Below are 18,087 nucleotides of genomic sequence, written 5' to 3'. Positions count from 1 at the left end.
CGTCGTTCCGGAGAATCCATGCAAACCGTATCGATGCTGATCGGCGGCGAACGCCGCCATTCGTCCAGCGGCGCGACGTTCGTGCGCCGCAACCCGCTCGACGGCGAAATCGCGTCGGCCGCGCCCGCGTGCACGGTCGACGATGCACGCGCGGCGGCCGACGCGGCCGCCCGCGCGTTTCCCGACTGGGCCGCGCTCGGCCCCGGCGCGCGCCGCGCGCTGCTGCTGAAGGCCGCCGCCGCGCTCGAAGCGAAGCACGCGCAGTTCGTCGCCGCGATGGCCGCCGAAACCGGCGCGTCGGCGCTGTGGGCCGGCTTCAACGTGCACCTCGCCGCGAGCGGGCTCGTCGAGGCCGCGTCGCTGACCACGCAGATCGGCGGCGAACTGATTCCGTCCGACGTCCCCGGTTCGCTCGCGATGGGCGTGCGGCAGCCGGCCGGCGTCGTGCTCGGCATCGCGCCGTGGAACGCGCCGGTGATCCTCGCGACGCGCGCGCTCGCGCTGCCGCTCGCCTGCGGCAACACGGTCGTGCTGAAGGGCTCCGAACTGTGCCCGGTCACGCACGGGCTGATCGTCGAGGCGCTGCAGGAGGCCGGGCTGCCGCCGGGTGTCGTCAATTTCGTGACGAACGCGCCCGAGGATGCGGGCGCCGTCGTCGACGCACTGATCGCGCATCCGGCCGTGCGCCGCGTGAACTTCACCGGCTCGACGCGCGTCGGGCGCATCGTCGCCGAAGCGTGCGCGCGGCATCTGAAGCCATCGGTGCTCGAGCTGGGCGGCAAGGCGCCGTTCGTCGTGCTCGACGATGCGGATCTCGACGCGGCGGTCGCGGCGGCCGCCTTCGGCGCGTTCGCGAATTCCGGGCAGATCTGCATGTCGACCGAGCGGATCGTCGTCGATGCATCGATCGCCGACGCGTTCGTCGCGAAGCTCGCCGACAAGGCCAGGTCGCTGCCGCTCGGCGACCCGCGCCACGGTCCCGTCGTGCTCGGCTCGCTGATCGACCTGAAGGCCGTCGAGCGCTGCAACGCGCTGATCGACGATGCGCTCGCGCACGGTGCGACGCTGCTGTGCGGCGGCAAGTCCGACAGCACGCTGTTCCCGGCGACGCTGCTCGATCGCGTGACGCCCGCGATGCGCGTCTACGCGGAGGAATCGTTCGGGCCGGTGAAGGGCATCGTGCGCGTCGACGGCGAGGCGGCCGCGATCCGCTGCGCGAACGACAATGCGTTCGGGCTGGCATCGGCCGTGTTCAGCCGCGACGTCGCGCGCGCGCTGCGCGTCGCGGCGCATATCGAATCGGGCATTTGCCACGTGAACGGCCCGACCGTGCACGACGAGGCGCAGATGCCGTTCGGCGGCGTGAAGGACAGCGGCTTCGGCCATTTCGGCGGGAAGGCCGGCATTGCCGCGTTCACGGACCTGCGCTGGATCACCGTGCAGACCGCGCCGCGCCACTATCCGTTCTGAGGAATGCAGACGATGCGGATTGCGATTCTCGGTGCCGGCGCGATGGGCTCGCTGTTCGGCGCGCGGCTGGCGGAGCAGGGCGAGGCCGTCACGCTGATCGACGTGAACGACGCGCATCTCGACGCGATTCGCCGCGACGGGCTGCGTATCGACGACGATCGTGGCGAACGCCGGATTTGCGCGTTGCAGGCCGTGCGGCCGGAAGCGGCGAATGCGGAAGCGGGCGCGTCGCCCGACACGCCGTTCGATCTGCTGATCGTTTTCACGAAATCGCTGCACACCGGTGCGGCGCTCGACGGCGTGCGCGCGTTGCTGACGCCGCGGACTTGCGTGCTGACGCTGCAGAACGGGCTCGGCAACGTCGAGACGCTGAACGCGTTCGTGCCGCTCGAACGGATCCTGGTCGGCGTCACGACGTGGCCGGCCGATTTTGCCGGGGCAGGGCACGTGCGCTCGCACGGTGCCGGCACGATCCGCATGATGACCGCCGACGGTGCGGCGCGCCCATTCGCGGCGGCCGTGGCCGACGCGCTGTCGCGTGCCGGGCTCGCGTGTGCGCTCGACGCGGACGTGTGGGCTGCGATCTGGGAGAAGGTCGCGTTCAACGCGGCGCTCAACACGCTGTGCGCGGCGACGGGCTGCTCGGTCGACCAGCTCGCCCGTGTTCCCGACGGGCCGCGGCTCGCGCTCGCGATCGCGGCGGAGACGGCCGCCGTCGCGCGCGCGAAAGGGATCGCCGTGGACGGCGAGCGTATCGCACGCAACGTCGAGCATGCGATCGGCGCGCATCGCGGCCATCGGCCGTCGATGCTGCAGGACGTGCTTGCGGGCCGCCGCACGGAGATCGATGCGATCAACGGCCAGGTCGTCGCGGCCGCGCGTGCGACGGGCATCGCGGTGCCGCATGCCGAAACGCTGCTCGCGCTGATCCGCCTGATCGACGCGCGGCGCGACTGAGCATCGAGCCGGCGGCCGGCTTGCGCCGCACGACGATCCGGCTCGCGCCGCACGCAGGCGACGCCGCCGGATCGGGAAGGGTTGGACACGATGCCGGAGCCGGCGCCGAAGCATGGACGCCGGCCGACCGTGCAGCACGAGATCCGGGCACGCGCCAAGCGACAGCCCGGACAACTGGAGACGCCATGAAAGTCAGCCAATGCCGTTGTCTTGCCGCGCGCCGTTCGCGCACCTTGCCATCGATGCCGCCGAAGCATGGCGCACGGGAGGCCGCATGAGCACGCGCGACGAATTGCAGCCGCCGTCGGTCGACATCGGCACGACGCTCGACGACGGGCCGTTCACGACGATGCAGCGTTGCGTGGTGCTGCTCGCCGCGCTCGCGATCGTGCTCGACGGTTTCGACGGCCAGCTGATCGGCTTCGCGATTCCGGTGCTGATCCGCGAATGGGGGATCACGCGCGGCGCATTCGCGCCGGCGGTGGCCGCCGGGCTGATCGGGATGGGAATCGGCAGTGCTTGCGCGGGTCTCGTCGCCGACCGCTTCGGCCGGCGCCAGGCGGTGATCGGCAGCGTGTTCCTGTTCGGCGTCGCGACCTGCGCGATCGGCTTCGCGCCGGATGTCGCGACGATCGCGCTGCTGCGCTTCTGCGCGGGGCTCGGGATCGGTGGCGCGCTGCCAACGGCGACGACAATGACGGCCGAATACACCCCCGCGCGACGTCGCACGATGATGGTGACGGCGACGATCGTCTGCGTGCCGCTCGGCGGGATGCTGGCCGGGCTGTTCGCGCACGAGGTACTGCCGCGCCACGGCTGGCGCGGGCTGTTCTTCGCGGGCGGCGCGCTGCCGCTCGTGCTCGGCTTCGTGCTGGTGCGCGCGCTGCCCGAATCGCCGCGTTACCTGGCGCGCCGTCCCGCGCGCTGGCCGGAACTCGGTGCGCTGCTCGCGCGCATGCAGCGGCCGGTCGCGCCCGGCACCGCATTCACCGATCTGCGCGATGCACGCGCGCCCGGCGCGCGAGGCGGCTTCGGTGCGTTATTCGCCGGCGGCCAGGCGCGCGACACGATCGCGCTGTGGTGCGCGTTCTTCATGTGTCTGCTCGCGGTGTACGCGGCATTCAGCTGGCTGCCGACGATGCTGGCCGCGAGCGGGTTGAGCGTGTCGGTCGCGGGCACGGGGCTCACCGCGTACAACCTCGGCGGCGTGATCGGCGCGCTGCTGTGCGCATGGGCGATCGCGCATGCGGGTTCGCGCTGGCCGCTCGCGCTGTGCAGTATCGGCGGCGCGGCGAGCGCGGTGTGGCTGATGGGCGTCGATGCGGGGCGCCACACGGGCTGGCTGATCGTCGGGCTCGGCCTGCACGGGTTGTTCGTCAACGCGGTGCAGTCGACGATGTATGCGCTCTGCGCGTACATCTATCCGACGGCGGTGCGTGCGACCGGCACCGCGGGCGCGCTCGCGTTCGGGCGGCTCGGCGCGATCCTCAGCGCGTTCGCGGGCGCGATCGTGATTACGGTGGGCGGTGCGACGGCGTATCTGACGATGCTGGCCGTCGCGATGGGCGTGGTGTGCGTCGCGCTGCTCGCGATGCGGCGGCATATTCCGCGGCTCGCGCATGAACGGGCGTTGCCGCGCGAAGGGGAGGCGCTGGCCCGCACGTCGTCGTGACGGCGGGCGCATGGCGCGCGTGGACGATCTGCGTTACAGCGTGGTGCGCACGTGCCAGAGCTCGGGGAACAGCACGACGTCGAGCATCTTGCGCAGATACGGCGCGCCGCTCGTGCCGCCGGTGCCCTGCTTGAAACCGATGATGCGCTCGACGGTCGTCACGTGACGGAAGCGCCACTGGCGGAACGCATCCTCGAGATCGACGAGTTCCTCGGCCATCTCGTACAGCTCCCAGTGCTGCTGCGGATGACGATAGACCTCGAGCCATGCGGCCTCGACGGTCTCGTCGTGACGCATCGGCTGGGTCCAGTCGCGCTCGAGCCGCTCGGGCGCGATGGAGAAGCCGCGGCGCGCGAGCAGGCGCACGACCTCGTCGTAGAACGACGGCGCCTCGAGCGTCGCGCGCACCTGTTCGAGGATGTCGGGCCGGTGCGCATGCGGCTGCAGCATCTGCACGTTCTTGTTGCCGAGCAGGAATTCGAGTTGCCGGTACTGATACGACTGGAAGCCCGACGACTGGCCGAGATACGGCCGCATCGCCGAATACTCGGACGGCGTCATCGTCGACAGTACGTTCCACGCCTGCACGAGCTGCTCGAGGATCCGCGACACGCGCGCGAGCATCTTGAACGCGGGCGGCAGCGCGTCGGTGCGCACCGCATCGAGCGCGCCGCGCAGCTCGAACAGCGCGAGCTTCATCCACAGCTCGCTCGTCTGATGCTGGATGATGAACAGCATCTCGTTGTGATCCGGCGACAGCGGATGCTGTGCGTTCAGAATCGAATTCAGCGACAGGTAGTCGCCGTAGCTCATCGACTTCGAGAAATCGAGCTGAGCGTCGTGCCAGCCGGCTTGCGCGGCGGCATCGCCCGGCACGTGCGGCGCTTCATGAGCGGGCTGGGCCGCGCGTGCGCCCGAGAACGGGCAGCCCGCCGGCGCATCGTCGCCGGGTGGCTGCATATGACCAGAATTCACGTCTCTCTCCAGATTTGAATGACGGGGCGCGGCGCGCGGGCTGCGCGCGCCGGGCGGTGCCGCTCAGGTCACCGCGCCGCGCTCGGCGAACTCGGGCGCCTGCCACGCGTGGGTCGCCAGGATGTCGCGCAGCGTCTCGACGGCGTCCCATACATCGACGAAGCGCGTATAGAGCGGCGTGAAGCCGAAGCGCAGCACGTACGGCTCGCGGTAGTCGCCGATCACGCCGCGCGCGATCAGCGCCTGCATCACCTCGTAGCCGTGCGGATGCTCGAAGCTCGCCTGCGAGCCGCGCTGGTGATGCGCGCGCGGCGTGACGAGCTTCAGCGACAGGCCCGCGCAGCGCGCTTCGACGAGCGCGATGAACGCATCGGTCAGCGTGAGCGACTTGCGGCGGATCGCGTGCATGTCGGTCTGCAGGAATACGTCGAGCCCGCATTCGACCATCGACATCGACACGATCGGCTGCGTGCCGCACAGGAAGCGCGCAATGCCCGGATCGGGCGCGAAGCCCGGCTGCATCGCGAACGGCGCGCGGTGGCCCCACCAGCCGGACAGCGGCTGCGAGAAGTGCGCGAGATGGCGCTGCGGCACCCACACGAACGCCGGCGAACCCGGGCCGCCGTTCAGGTATTTGTACGTGCAGCCGACCGCGCCGTCCGCATGCGCGCCGTTCAGGTCGACCGGCACCGCGCCGGCCGAGTGCGCGAGATCCCACAGCATCAGCGCGCCCGCGTCGTGCACGAGCTGCGTGACGGCCGGCATGTCGTGCATGTAGCCGGTACGGTAGTTCACGTGCGTGATCATCGCGACGGCCGTGTCCGCGCCGAGCGCGCCCGGCAGGTCGGCCGGATCGTCGATCAGGCGCAGCTCGTAATGGCCGCCGAGCTGTTCGATCAGCCCTTGCGCGATGTACAGGTCGGTCGGGAAGTTCGAGCGCTCCGACACGATCACGCGGCGCTCCGGCGCGCGCGCGGCCTGGTGGCGCAGCATCGCCGACAGCAGCTTGAACAGGTTGATCGAGATGGTGTCGGTCACGACGGTTTCGCCGGGCGCGCCGCCGATCAGCGTCGCGAGCTTGTCGCCGAGGCGGCGCGGCAGCGCGAACCAGCCGGCGGTGTTCCAGCTGCGGATCAGGCCTTCGCCCCATTCGGCGCCGATCACCTGCTGGGCGCGGGCGGCCGATGCGCGCGGCTGCGCGCCCAGCGAGTTGCCGTCGAGATAGATCACGCCGTCGGGCAGCGCGAACTGGTCGCGCAGCGCGGCGAGCGAGTCGTCGCGGTCGAGGGCGAGCGCGTCTTCACGGGTCTTGATCATGATGTCGGGTCAGTGGTTCGGGTAATCAGGAGGAGTGGCCGCGCAGTGCGCGCAGCACCGCGCGCACGGGGCTCGCGTCGAGCGTCGCGAACTTCAGCGGCAGTGCGATCAGCTCGTAGTCGCCGGGCGGCACGTCGTCGAGCACGATCCCTTCGAGGATCGCCATCCGGTGCGCACGCACGCGGTGATGCGCATCCATGGTCTTCGATTCCTGCGGGTCGAGCGACGGCGTATCGATGCCGATCAACTTCACGCCGCGCGCGGCGAGCAGGTCGACGGTCTCGGGCGCGACCGCGCAGAAGCCGCTGTCCCATTGCTCGACGCTGGCACGCGCATAGGTGCGCAGCAGCACGCGCGGCGGCACGCCGTCCAGCGCGGCCTCGACGTCGGCCGGCCGCACGACCGGCGCCGCGCCGATGCAGTGGATCACGCGGCACGGGCCGAGATAGGTGTCGAGCGGCACCGCGCCGATCGGTGCGCCGTCGGCGTCGTAGTGGAGCGGTGCGTCGCAGTGCGCGCCGGTGTGCGGCGACAGCGTCAGGCGCGCGACGTTGACCGGCGAGCCGGCCTCCATCCGCCACACGCGTTCGACGGAAACCGGCGTATCGCCCGGCCACACGGGGGTGGCGGGGCTGACCGGCGGCGAGATGTCCCAGAGTGTGTCCATGGCATGACGAAGCGGTGAATCGATGCTTCGAATGATAGGTGGACGCACGCAGAAAGTGCTTGCGAAATAAACATGGACAATCCGCCCGATTGGCAGATAATTCGAATCAGAGGGAAAAGGGGGACCAAAAATGCATGCGATCACGCTCGATGCCACCGACTGCCGGATTCTGGCGGTATTGCAGGAGGAGGGCAGAATCAGCAATCTCGACCTGGCCGAACGCATCTCGCTTTCGCCGTCGGCCTGTCTGCGCCGGATGCGCCTGCTCGAGGAGCAGGGCGTGATCGAGCACTATCGCGCGTGCCTGAGCCGCGAGAAGCTCGGCTTCGAGCTCGAGGCGTTCGTGCAGGTGTCGATGCGCAACGAAGAGAATCAATGGCACGAGCGCTTCGCGGAAGCGCTGCGCGAATGGCCCGAGGTGGTCGGCGCGTTCGTCGTGACGGGCGAGAGCCACTATCTGTTGCGCGTGCTCGCGCACAACCTCAAGCACTATTCGGATTTCGTGCTGAACCGGCTCTACAAGGCGCCGGGCGTGATGGACATCCGGTCGAACATCGTGCTGCAGACGTTGAAGGACGAAGCGGGCGCGCCGGTCGGCCTGGCGCGCACCGGGGCGATCAAAGCGGTGTGAGGCCGTGGAAGCCGCCGCCGTGGAACACGAGCGGCGGCGCGTCGTCGGTGGCGGCACGCACGCCGCAGCGTTCCACTTCGCCGACGAAGATCACGTGGTCGCCTTCGTCGTAGCGGCTGCGGTTGTGGCATTCGAACCATGCGAGCGCACCGTCGAGCACCGGCATGCCCGAGTTGCCGGCCGCGTGCGCGATCCCTTCGAAACGATCGCCCTTGTAGGTCGAGAAGCGCTTGCACAGGTCGAGCTGCGATGCCGCGAGCACGTTCACCACGTAATGGCTGTTGCTGCGGAACACCGGCGTCGACGCCGATTTGTGGGCGAGGCTCCACAGCACGAGCGGCGGATCGAGCGACACCGAGTTGAACGAGCTCGCGGTGATGCCGATCAGCTGCCCGGACGGCGCACGCGTCGTGATGACCGTGACGCCGGTCGCAAACTGGCCCAGCGCCTGACGAAATGCGCCCGAGTCGAAATCCGGCGGGTTGGCTTGGTTCATCGGGCGGCCATCCGGGACGAAACGGACGGGCGCGGCGCGCGGCGGGTGCAAAGGGCGCGGCGGGCGAAAGGCGACGAGGCCGGGGCGATCGGTTGGGAAGTGGTGCGCATGGCGCGATTTTAGCGGAATCGCGACCGCCGGGCCCGTGCGGACGGCGGATCGCGGGCGGAGCGTGAGGTAGCGAACACGGTCGCGCGGCGCCGGCATCGCGGTGGAACGGTCGTTCTGTCGCGTTTTATTGCGAGCAATCGCGGTTGCGCCGCGGGTCGCGCCCCCACGCTCCCACGCACTATCGCGCCGCCGCCATCCCGAGCGACAGCGCTCCCGTCAGGATCAGGCTCGACGCCCAGACCGCGTCGAGGTTGAACCAGCTCCGCGCGACGAACTTCAACCCGAGATAGCGGTACACGAGCCACGCGAGCGCGCCGCCCGCGCCGATCATCGCGACCGCATGCACGGCCGCGACGACGAGCGCCATCCCGAGATGCGCATCGACGAGCGTGGCCGCCGCGCGATGGCCGGCGTCCCGGTCGAGCCCGCACAGCCCGAGGTAGATCGGCACCAGCATCAACCCCGCGCCATGTGCGAGCGCGACCGCGAACGACCACAACCCGAGCCGTGCCGGCGGAATCCGCGCGAGCGCACGCGGGTGGCGCCGCCGGATCAGCAACCCGGCGCCGAAGCCGATCACGAGCGCGCTTGCGCCGATCCGGATCGCTGTCTGCCACGCGAGCAGCGCGGCGAGCAGCCCGAACGGCAGCATCACCATGAACACCGCGAGCGCATGACCGAGCGCGAGATAGCCGAGCGCCGCGACGAGCGCGCCGCCGCGGCGCGTCATCAGCGCGTTCGAGACCGCGAGCGGCCAGCCCATCGCCGGGTTGAGCCCGTGATAGACGCCGCTCGCGAGCACGGCCGCCCACAGCGCGAGCGGCACGGGGAGGCCGGCGCTCAACGCTTGACCGACGGGTAGCAGAACGAGTCGGTCGAGCAGTCGCCGCCTTCGAGCCGGATCTGGTGCGCGCGATAGCCGGCGGGGAACTCGACCCAGTAGTCGTCGGCGAGCGTCAGCCCGCCGTCCGGCCCCGCATGTGCGAGCACCTGCGCGGCCGGCACGCCGTCCGGATAGAACTGGTCGTCCCACGTCGAGTACAGCGAGTTGGTCCAGTACACGCGGCGGCCGTCGCGGCTGATCTCGACCATCTGCGGGCCGCCCGCGAACGCGCGGCCGTTCGTGTGCGGCGCGCGCCGCACGATCCCGCCGATGCGCACCGATCCCGCGAGCACCGGATGGTGCGGATCCGACACGTCGTACTGGCGCATCTCGCCCGTGCCCCAGCACGACACGTACAGGAAGCGATCGTCGAGCGACAGGTCGATGTCGGTCACGAGCGGCGGCACGGCACCGAAGCCCTTCAGCAGCGGCGGCAGCGCGTCGGCCGCGGCCGGCTCGGGCGGAATCGTCGCGGTCTTCTTCACATGGAACTGGCCGTCCTCGCGCCACCAGGTCCAGATCGATCCCTCGAGATTGGTCGTGTCGACCACGACGCCGACGAACCCGTATTCGCGCACCGGATCGTGCGCGGGCCGCACTTCGAGCGCCATCTGATGGTGCGCGCCGAGATCGATCGTCTGCACGTTGCGCCGCGCGCGCAGGTCCCAGAAATGCAGCCGGTGGCCGTAGCGGTTCGCGAGCAGGTCTTCCGGCACGATGCCGTTCTCGAATTGCGGCGGCAGCGCCCATTCGCTCGACACCATGTAGTCGCGCGGCAGGTTCCACCAGAAGTCGTAATGCTTGTCCTGCGGGCCGCGGTCGATTTCCCAGCGGCCGAGCACGTCGAAGGTCTCGCAATCCATGATGAAGATGCCGGGCGCGCCGTCGGTGCCGTCCTTGCCCGCGCCGCCGAGCGTGCTCACGTAAATCCCCTCGGGGCCGCAATGGACCGTGTGCGGTCGCGAATAGCCGGTCTTCGCGAAGATCTCGTCGGGCTCGATGATCTTGTGGATGCGTGCCTGCGTCGGGTGCGGCTTCGTGTCGATCACGTAGATGCGTGACGAGCGCAGGCCGGGGATGATCAGGAAGCGGCGCTCGAGAAACGCGTGGCCGGTGAGCGGCGACAGCGACGACGAGCACGCATTCCAGCCGAAGTGGTGAAACTCGTCGCCGGTGTTCGGCATCGTCACCGTGTGCACGATCTTGCCGTAGGTCGACGAACCTGGCTTCACGTCGATCACGGCGAGCGCGTCGGGTCTGGAAAAATCGGGGCTCAGCAACAACGTATAGGCAAATTCCTCCGCCGGCGCCTGCATCGCAAGTTCCGGCGAAGCGTGAAAGGTCGGGTCGGGCCGCATGCTCATCGTAGTGCCTCTCTCAGGAGTATCGGATTACGGGCGCACGGCGTTCGCTGCAGGGTGCGGGTCGAACCGGTTGCGTGACGCGCATGCGTTGGCGGCCGCGCGCGTTCGCGGGACGCGCGCGGTCGTGCATCAGATCGGGGAAGCGGGGAAACGGGGTGGGCCGGGTGGCCGCGCCTGCGGGGCGACGGGCGCATCGCGCCGCGCCGGTGCGACGCAAGCGACGGCGCGCGGGGTGCCGGCGGTCGGGCCCGCGATACGGACGAATTCTGCCAAGGCGTGCATAGCGATGTTCCGGCGGATGATGTGGGCATCAGGGCGGGCATGCATCGGACGCTGCGTGCTGCCGGACGGTGTGACGTCGCGGCGAAGCGTGCCTAAGTGTAGACGAGAAACGCGCGGCGGGGCGTGCGTGACGTGCGCGGTCCTGCCGGATTCATGCGCGAGTGAGATACTTGAACGCGTGCCGCTTCGCACCGGGCAACCGGGCAGCGGCGAGACGAACCGGCGGCGGCCGGCGCGCGCGTGCGTGCCGGCCGCCGTCATCGACGAGGTAATGAATTCATGGTGAACGAGATGCTTGAAACCGCGACCGTGGGCGGCGGGTGCTTCTGGTGCACGGAGGCCGTGTTTCTCGACGTCGACGGCGTGACGGCCGTGCAGTCGGGCTATGCGGGCGGCCATACGCGCAATCCCGGCTATCGCGACGTATGCGACGGCGACACCGGGCACGCGGAGGTCGTGAACGTGACGTTCGATCCGGCGCGCATCGGCTATCGCGAGATCCTCGAAATTTTCTTTGCGACGCATGATCCGACCCAGCTGAACCGGCAGGGCAACGACGTCGGCACGCAATACCGTTCGGTCGTGTTCACGCATTCGGACGCGCAGCGCGACGTCGCGCTCGACGTGATCCGCGAACTGGAGCGCGAGCAGGTGTTCGGGCAGCCGATCGTCACGCAGGTCGTGCCGCTCGACGACAACTACTGGCCGGCCGAGGACTATCACCAGAACTATTACGCGCGCAATCCGGGGCAGGGCTATTGCTCGGTCGTGATCGGGCCGAAGCTCGCGAAATTCCGCCAGAAGTTTTCGCACCGGCTGAAGTCGCTGCGCGGCGCGTAAGCCAGTACGCGATCGCCACGTAACCGGCGTGCCAGCCGCCTCGCCCCTTACCCCTTACGCCGCCTCGCTGCGCCAGTGTGCGCACGCGGCGGCGATCTCCCGCGCGAGCGCGATGCACGACAGCGGCGCGGAGCCTTCCGCCTTGTTGTTGATCGTGATGATCACCGGCTGTCCGGCCAGCGCGTAGCGCGCGGCCAGTTCGGCGAGCGCCGAGCGCGTGGCCGGATCCTCGTCGACGAGCTTGTCGAACGGCTCGTATTTCGCTTTCGCCTGTTCGTACTTGAATCCGCCGTGCAGGCTCCAGCGCACGATCAACGGGCCCGGCGTGTCGCCGTCGAGCAGCGCGAGCGCGGCCGCCTGGCGCAGCGGGTCGGGCATCCGCGCATGCAGGCCGACGCAGTAGCGCACGCCGAGCGCCGCAAGCGCGCGGATGAAGCGCGGCGTGAGCAGGCACGCATCGCGGATCTCGATCGCGTAGCGTGTGCCGTCGGCATCGAGCGGCAGCGGCGGCAGCGCCGCGAAGAACGCCGAGAGCCGGTCGATCAGCGCGGCCGGATCGGCGAGCAGTTGATCGGGCATCGGCGAAAACTGGAACACCAGCACGCCGGCTTTCCTGCCGAGCCCTTCGAGACACGGCTGCACGAATTCGCGCGTGGCGAGCGGCGCATCGAGAAAGGTCGGGTTCGGTCCCGACGGTTCGCCGCGCCGGCCGCGCACGACCGCGTCGGTGACGGACGCCGGCGCCTTCACGACGAAGCGGAAGTCGTCCGGCACCTGCTGCGCGTAGCGCAGGTAGTCGGCCACCGACAGCGGGCCGTAGAACGACCGGTCGAGGCTGACGCTCTTGAGCAGCGGATGCGCGCCGTACGCTTCGAGTCCTTCGCGCGACAGCTTGGTCTGCGCGAAATCGCCGTCGTAGACGATGCCGTCCCAGCCGGGGAAATACCATGACGACGTGCCGAGCCGCACATTCGGCGGCAACGCGGCCGCTGCGTCGGCGACGTCGGCGGAAATCGGGGCGGGCGCCACGCCGCGCCGGCGCCGGCCTTGCTTCGGCGGCGCGGCCGGCGGCGACGGTTCGTCCCACAGCAGGCCCGAGGCGGCGGGCGGTTCCGGCTCCTGGCCGGAGGAAGGGCGGGGCGCCGCACGGGCGGCGCGCGCAGGCGACTTTGCCGGTCGCGCGGCGTCTTGCTCGTCCGGCGTCATGCGTTCGCCGGCGCCTGCGAGGGGGCCGGCGTCCGCGGACGCCGCCGCGCGCGCGTCGTCGGGCGACGCGCCGAACAGGTCGAACTGCCCGTCGGCGTGCGACCCGTCCGTGTCGTCGTGCTGCTGTCGTTGCGGCGTGTTGCGCCGCGTGCCGCCGTCACCCATGCCTGCCCAGCGTGAAGTGCCGCCTAGCGCGGCAGCGGGTTTTCGTACATGTAGCGCCGCGACCACGGCAGCGTTTTCGCGCTGCGCCCGGCCTTGCGGCACACGATCTGGAAGATCGACACGTCGTCGTGCTCGAACGCATACGCGCAACCGGCGAGATACACACGCCAGATGCGGAATTTTTCGTCGTCGACGAGCCCGCGCGCCTGTTCCGCCTTCGCCTCGAAGTTCTCGGTCCAGATTTCCAGCGTGCGCGCATAGTGTCGCCGCAGGCTTTCGATGTCAATCGCCTCGAGCCCGCCCCGCTGCGCCGCTTCGAGCGCCAGGCTGATGTGCGGCAGCTCGCCGTCCGGAAACACGTAGCGGTCGATGAATTCGCCGCCGCCGAGCGCCGTCTCGCCGCTTTCCGCGTCGGTCGACGTGATCCCGTGGTTCATCGCGATGCCGTCGTCGGCCAGCAGGTCGTGCACGCGCGAGAAATAGAGCGGCAGGTTCTTGCGGCCGACGTGCTCGAACATCCCGACGCTCGTGATCCGGTCGAACTGGCCCTCGATCTCGCGGTAGTCCTGCAGGCGGATCTCGATCTTGTCCTCGAGCCCCGCGGCCTTCACGCGCGCGGTCGCGAGATCGAACTGGTTCTGCGACAGCGTCACGCCGAGACACGTCGCGCCGAATTTCTGCGCGGCGCGCAGCACGAGCGCACCCCAGCCGCAGCCGATGTCGAGCAGGCGCTGGCCGGGCTCAAGCCGGATCTTGGTCAGGATGTGGTCGATCTTCTTGATCTGCGCGGTCGCGAGATCCTCGTCGCCGTTCTCGAAGTACGCGCACGAGTACACCATGTTCTCGTCGAGCCACAGCTGATAGAACGCGTTCGAGACATCGTAGTGATACTGGATCGCCTTCCGGTCGGTGTTCTTCGTATGATTGAAGTAGCGCTTCACGCGCGCGAGCTTGCTGGCGCTGGTGACCGTGCTGCGCGCGAGCGAGTAGCTGATGTTGATGATGTCCGACAGCCGGCCTTCGATGTCGATCTTGCCCTTCACGTACGCCTCGCCGAGATTGTCGAGGCTCGGTTCGAGCAGCAGCGGCAACGCGGACGCGCTGTTGACCTTCAGCGTGACCTGCGGCGCGCTGAAGGTGCCGAAATCGAGTTGATCGCCGTTCCACAGCACGAGGCGCGCCGGTATGTTCGCCTTCGCCCGTACTTCGTCCGCCCACTGTGCCAGCTTCTTTTCCCAGAACATTTGGAATCTCCGTTTGTTCATTGAATCGAATACAGCCAAGTATCTTGACCGGCGCCCGCCGCTTGCGACGCGGGCGCCCGGATGCAACACGAGACACGGCCGGCACGCACCGGCGCTGCGCCCGCCGTGCTTACGGCGACAGGCGCGAGATCGTCCAGCCCGGCGCCGCCGTGGCGTCGCGCGTATAGAGCAGGCGATCGTGCAGCCGCGACGGGCGGCCCTGCCAGAACTCGATCGCGTCGGGCACGACGCGATAGCCGCCCCAATGCGGCGGGCGCGGCGGGTTCTCGCCGTAGCGTTCGGCCGTCGCCTTCTCGCGCGCTTCGAGCGTCGCGCGGCTGTCGATCACCGCGCTCTGCTCGGACGCCCACGCACCGATGCGCGAGCCGAGCGGGCGCGACGCGAAATAGCGGTCGCTTTCGTCGGCGCTGGTTTTCTCGATCCGGCCTTCGATGCGCACCTGGCGCTCGAGCTCGATCCAGTAGAACAGCAGCGCCGCGTGCGGATGGGCGGCGAGATCGCGGCCCTTGCGGCTCTCGTAATTGGTAAAAAAGACAAACCCGCGTTCGTCGACACCCTTGATGAGCACGATTCGGGCCGACGGCCGGCCGTCGGCGCCGACGGTGGCGAGCGTCATCGTGTTGGGCTCGGGGAGCTTGGCGGCGAGCGCCTCCTTGAACCAGCGGTCGAACTGGGCGAAGGGGTCGGGGGCGGCATCGGCTTCATCGAGCGAAGCACGCGAATAGTTGATGCGGAGATCGGCGAGAGTCGTCATGTTATGCAAACGCTTCAATCTGGGGCCAGTATAGCGAACGCGCGAGGATCGTGCGTGCACAGTGGCGCGTATCGGCGGGGAGTTCAGGCAAAATAGAGGGCTGCACGACTTACGTTTTCCTTTCTGATATGCCCGCTGCCGACGCTGCCCCGCCCAGTTCCTCTGATCTTACCCCGACCCCGGCCATCCAGCTTGACGTGGATCGCGAGCGCCGTTTCGGCGGCATCGCGCGGTTGTACGGCGCACCGGCGCTCGCCGCGTTCGAGCGGGCGCACGTCGCCGTGATCGGCATCGGCGGCGTCGGTTCGTGGACGGCCGAGGCGCTCGCGCGCAGCGCGATCGGCACGCTCACGCTGATCGATCTCGACAACGTTGCCGAAAGCAACACGAACCGGCAGATCCACGCGCTCGACGGCAATTACGGCAAGCCGAAGGTCGACGCGATGGCCGAGCGGATCGCGCTGATCGATCCCGCGTGCCGCGTGAACCGGATCGAGGATTTCGCGGAACCCGACAACTTCGACGCGCTGCTCGGCGGCGGCTTCGACTACGTGATCGACGCGATCGACAGCGTGCGTACCAAGGTCGCGCTGATCGCATGGTGCGTCGCGCAAGGGCAGCCGCTCGTCACGGTCGGCGGCGCGGGTGGCCAGCTCGACCCGACCCGCATCCGTATCGACGATCTCGCGCTGACGATCCAGGATCCGCTGCTGTCGAAGGTGCGCGCGCAGCTGCGCAAGCAGCACGGCTTTCCGCGCGGGCCGAAGGCGCGCTTCAAGGTCAGTGCCGTGTATTCGGACGAGCCGCTGATTTATCCGGAAGCGGCCGCATGCGACATCGAGGACGGCGCGGAGCCGTCGGCTGCCGCGCATGTCGCGGGGCTCAACTGTGCAGGGTTCGGTTCGAGCGTGTGCGTGACCGCGAGCTTCGGTTTCGCCGCCGCCGCGCATGCGCTGCGGGCGATCGCGGCGCGGGCCGCCGGCTGATCCGGGCATCGAGCGATTTCGATCGATGCCGCGGCGCGGCAAGTGCGTCGCGGGGGAGAGGGGGCGCGGACGAGTGAGCCGGGCCCGGGCGGCCCGGCCCGCCGTGACATCAGTTGAGCGCCATGCTCAGCTTGCGCCGCCAGGCGGCCACCAGCTCGGGGTGATCGCCCGCCAGCTCGAACACCGAAATCATCGTGCGGCGGCCGAGATCGTCGCCATACGCGCGGTCGCGCAACACGATTTCCAGCAACTGCTCGAGCGCGCCTTCGTACGCGCGTCGCGCGATCAGGCACTGCGCGAGGTCGAAGCGTGCGTCGAGATCGGCGGGGTTCGCGGCGATGCGCGCCTCGAGCGCGTCGGTCGGCGGCAGGTCGGCCGTCGCGTCGAGCGCATCGAAACGGGTCTTGATCGCCTGGTAGCGCGAATCGGTGCTCTGCACGGTCTGCGGCGACAGACGCTCGGCCTCGGTGCGCGCGGCATCGATCTGGTTGTTCGCGAGCAGCAGTTCGATCAGGTCGAGCCGTGCGTCGTCGAAGCCGGGGTTCAGCGCGAGCGCCGCTTCGAGGTGGGTGATGGCGTCGTCGTAGCGCGACTCGGCGATCGCGTATTGCGCGGCGCGGCGCTCGGCTTCGTCAGGCGCCGGCAGCAGCCGGTCGAGGAACGCGCGCAACTGGCCTTCCGGCAGCACGCCGATGAACTGATCGACCGGGCGCCCGTCGGCGAACGCGATCACGTGCGGGATGCTGCGCGTCTGGAAGTGCGCGGCCAGCTCCTGGTTCTCGTCGACGTTCACCTTCACGAGCTTCCAGCGGCCTTCGTAGTCGGCTTCGAGCTTTTCCAGCAGCGGGCCGAGCGTCTTGCAGGGGCCGCACCACGGCGCCCAGAAGTCGACCAGCACGGGCGCGTCCAGCGACGCCTCGATGACGTCTTTCTCGAAAGTGGCAAGCGTGGTGTCCATGTCGTTCTCGTCCGTTCGAATGTCGTCAGGATGGGGGCAGCGCGCCCGATTTTCAACGCGGCTTCGATTCGGGCAGTGGAATCCATTCGGTTTCGCCCGGCACCTTGCCCATTTCCTGGTTCGTCCACGCCCGCTTCGCGCGCTCGATCGCGTCGCGGCTGCTCGCGACGAAGTTCCATTCGATGAAGCGCTCGCCGTCGATCTTGTCGCCGCCCAGCAGCATCGCGCGCGCGCCGTTGCTGCTGGCGAGCGTGACGCTCGCGCCCGGCGTGAGCACGGCCATTTGTTCGGCCGGCGCCGGCGTGCCGTCGATCGTCAGGTCGCCGTCGACCACGTAGACCGCGCGCTCCTCGTGCGACGCGTCGAGTTCGATCCGGCCGCCGGCCGCGAATTCGGCGGCGACGTACAGTGTGCGCGAGAAGGTCGTGACGGGCGAGTGCAGGCCGAATGCGTCGCCGGCGATGACCGTCAGCGCGACGCCGTTTTCGTCGCGCTTCGGCAGTGTGTCGGCTGCATGGTGCTCGAACGACGGCTCGGTGGTTTCGTTGGCGACCGGCAGCGCGACCCAGGTCTGGATGCCGTGCACGGTATGGCCGCTCGCGCGCTGCGCATCGGGCGTGCGCTCCGAGTGGACGATGCCGCGGCCGGCCGTCATCCAGTTCACGTCGCCCGGCACGATTTCCTGCAGCGAGCCGAGGCTGTCGCGGTGCAGGATCGCGCCATCGAACAGGTAGGTGACGGTGGCGAGCCCGATATGCGGGTGCGGGCGCACGTCGAGGCCAGTGCCGGCCGGCAGCACCGCGGGACCCATGTGGTCGAAGAAGATGAACGGGCCGACGAGGCGTGCGGCGAGCGCGGGCAGCGTGCGGCGCACCTGCAGGTTGCCGATGTCGCGGATATGCGGCTTCAGCAGGGCTTTGATCGGATCGGTCATGGCGGGCCTCGGGTGGGAACGGCTGCAGTGCCGGTCATTGTACTGGCGGCGCCGCGCTCGTGATGGGCGGGCTCGGGTGAACGTGTTCGGCGGGAAGCCGGTGCGCCGCTTCGCGGCGTCGTGACGTGCCGGCACGCAACGCGTGCCGGCGGCG

General features: G+C 69.3%; 17 protein-coding genes. 6 read left to right on the top strand and 11 right to left on the bottom strand.

What is annotated here, in order from left to right; all coding sequences use genetic code 11:
• The first annotated feature begins 18 nt into the window (after window positions 1-18).
• The 3 genes from ACTJKF_RS05715 (at window position 19) to ACTJKF_RS05705 (ending at window position 4,099) form a co-directional block, all read left to right on the top strand.
• Window positions 19-1,470, top strand: a complete 1,452-nt coding sequence (locus ACTJKF_RS05715) for an aldehyde dehydrogenase (protein WP_440622587.1) — start codon at window positions 19-21, stop codon at window positions 1,468-1,470.
• 12 nt (window positions 1,471-1,482) lie between these two features.
• A complete protein-coding gene (locus tag ACTJKF_RS05710; protein WP_440622586.1) occupies window positions 1,483-2,427 on the top strand; it encodes a ketopantoate reductase family protein in 945 nt (314 codons plus the stop codon).
• 274 nt (window positions 2,428-2,701) lie between these two features.
• Complete coding sequence (locus ACTJKF_RS05705) at window positions 2,702-4,099, top strand: MFS transporter (RefSeq protein WP_440622585.1); 1,398 nt, start codon at window positions 2,702-2,704, stop codon at window positions 4,097-4,099.
• Window positions 4,100-4,132: 33 nt separating this feature from the next.
• Here the strand turns inward: ACTJKF_RS05705 and kynA are convergent, their stop codons facing one another.
• The 3 genes from kynA to kynB all read right to left on the bottom strand — a co-directional run bounded on the left by kynA (window position 4,133) and on the right by kynB (window position 7,058).
• The gene (gene kynA / locus ACTJKF_RS05700; protein WP_440622642.1) at window positions 4,133-5,059 is read right to left on the bottom strand and encodes a tryptophan 2,3-dioxygenase; all 927 of its coding nucleotides are present in this window, start codon (window positions 5,057-5,059) and stop codon (window positions 4,133-4,135) included.
• Window positions 5,060-5,137: 78 nt separating this feature from the next.
• Window positions 5,138-6,391, bottom strand: a complete 1,254-nt coding sequence (gene kynU / locus ACTJKF_RS05695; RefSeq protein WP_440622584.1) for a kynureninase — start codon at window positions 6,389-6,391, stop codon at window positions 5,138-5,140.
• Window positions 6,392-6,416: 25 nt separating this feature from the next.
• A complete protein-coding gene (gene kynB, locus ACTJKF_RS05690) occupies window positions 6,417-7,058 on the bottom strand; it encodes an arylformamidase (protein WP_440622583.1) in 642 nt (213 codons plus the stop codon).
• 130 nt (window positions 7,059-7,188) lie between these two features.
• On the opposite strand from kynB, the gene ACTJKF_RS05685 reads away from it, so the two are divergent.
• Entirely contained in the window at window positions 7,189-7,689 is a 501-nt protein-coding gene (locus tag ACTJKF_RS05685; protein ID WP_006477992.1) for an Lrp/AsnC family transcriptional regulator, read from the top strand.
• On the opposite strand, the gene ACTJKF_RS05680 is transcribed toward ACTJKF_RS05685, so the two are convergent.
• The 3 genes from ACTJKF_RS05680 to ACTJKF_RS05670 form a co-directional block, all read right to left on the bottom strand.
• A complete protein-coding gene (locus ACTJKF_RS05680) occupies window positions 7,676-8,185 on the bottom strand; it encodes a flavin reductase family protein (protein ID WP_440622582.1) in 510 nt (169 codons plus the stop codon). The genes ACTJKF_RS05685 and ACTJKF_RS05680 overlap by 14 nt on opposite strands.
• Before the next feature lie 289 nt (window positions 8,186-8,474).
• Window positions 8,475-9,140 (bottom strand): hypothetical protein, encoded by a 666-nt coding sequence (locus tag ACTJKF_RS05675; protein WP_440622581.1) that lies wholly within the window; start codon window positions 9,138-9,140, stop codon window positions 8,475-8,477.
• Window positions 9,137-10,543: a selenium-binding protein SBP56-related protein gene (locus tag ACTJKF_RS05670; RefSeq protein ID WP_440622580.1), complete on the bottom strand. Its 1,407-nt coding sequence runs from the start codon at window positions 10,541-10,543 to the stop codon at window positions 9,137-9,139. Before ACTJKF_RS05670 ends, ACTJKF_RS05675 begins: the two co-directional genes overlap by 4 nt.
• A gap of 561 nt (window positions 10,544-11,104) precedes the next feature.
• Here ACTJKF_RS05670 and msrA point away from each other — a divergent pair.
• Entirely contained in the window at window positions 11,105-11,665 is a 561-nt protein-coding gene (msrA, locus tag ACTJKF_RS05665; RefSeq protein WP_059527848.1) for a peptide-methionine (S)-S-oxide reductase MsrA, read from the top strand.
• A 54-nt stretch (window positions 11,666-11,719) separates the two neighbouring features.
• Here msrA and ACTJKF_RS05660 read toward each other — a convergent pair whose 3' ends face one another.
• The 3 genes from ACTJKF_RS05660 to pdxH form a co-directional block, all read right to left on the bottom strand.
• Window positions 11,720-13,036, bottom strand: coding sequence for a DUF72 domain-containing protein (locus tag ACTJKF_RS05660; RefSeq protein ID WP_440622578.1), 1,317 nt, complete (start codon window positions 13,034-13,036; stop codon window positions 11,720-11,722).
• A 23-nt stretch (window positions 13,037-13,059) separates the two neighbouring features.
• Window positions 13,060-14,280, bottom strand: coding sequence for a class I SAM-dependent methyltransferase (locus ACTJKF_RS05655; protein ID WP_440622577.1), 1,221 nt, complete (start codon window positions 14,278-14,280; stop codon window positions 13,060-13,062).
• A 130-nt stretch (window positions 14,281-14,410) separates the two neighbouring features.
• Window positions 14,411-15,055 (bottom strand): pyridoxamine 5'-phosphate oxidase, encoded by a 645-nt coding sequence (gene pdxH / locus ACTJKF_RS05650; RefSeq protein ID WP_440622576.1) that lies wholly within the window; start codon window positions 15,053-15,055, stop codon window positions 14,411-14,413.
• 128 nt (window positions 15,056-15,183) lie between these two features.
• Between pdxH and tcdA the strand changes: the two genes are divergently transcribed.
• A complete protein-coding gene (gene tcdA, locus ACTJKF_RS05645; RefSeq protein WP_440622575.1) occupies window positions 15,184-16,041 on the top strand; it encodes a tRNA cyclic N6-threonylcarbamoyladenosine(37) synthase TcdA in 858 nt (285 codons plus the stop codon).
• Window positions 16,042-16,150: 109 nt separating this feature from the next.
• Here the strand turns inward: tcdA and trxA are convergent, their stop codons facing one another.
• Window positions 16,151-16,999: a thioredoxin gene (gene trxA, locus ACTJKF_RS05640; protein WP_440622574.1), complete on the bottom strand. Its 849-nt coding sequence runs from the start codon at window positions 16,997-16,999 to the stop codon at window positions 16,151-16,153.
• Between the two features lie 52 nt (window positions 17,000-17,051).
• Window positions 17,052-17,933 carry a pirin family protein gene (locus ACTJKF_RS05635; RefSeq protein ID WP_440622573.1) on the bottom strand — a complete coding sequence of 294 codons (882 nt, stop codon included), beginning with the start codon at window positions 17,931-17,933 and terminating at the stop codon, window positions 17,052-17,054.
• Window positions 17,934-18,087: the final 154 nt, after the last annotated feature.

Origin of the sequence: Burkholderia sp. 22313, assembly GCF_052045245.1 — a bacterium.
Taxonomy (GTDB): Bacteria; Pseudomonadota; Gammaproteobacteria; order Burkholderiales; family Burkholderiaceae; genus Burkholderia.
This window is presented reverse-complemented; position numbering and strand designations above follow the sequence as displayed.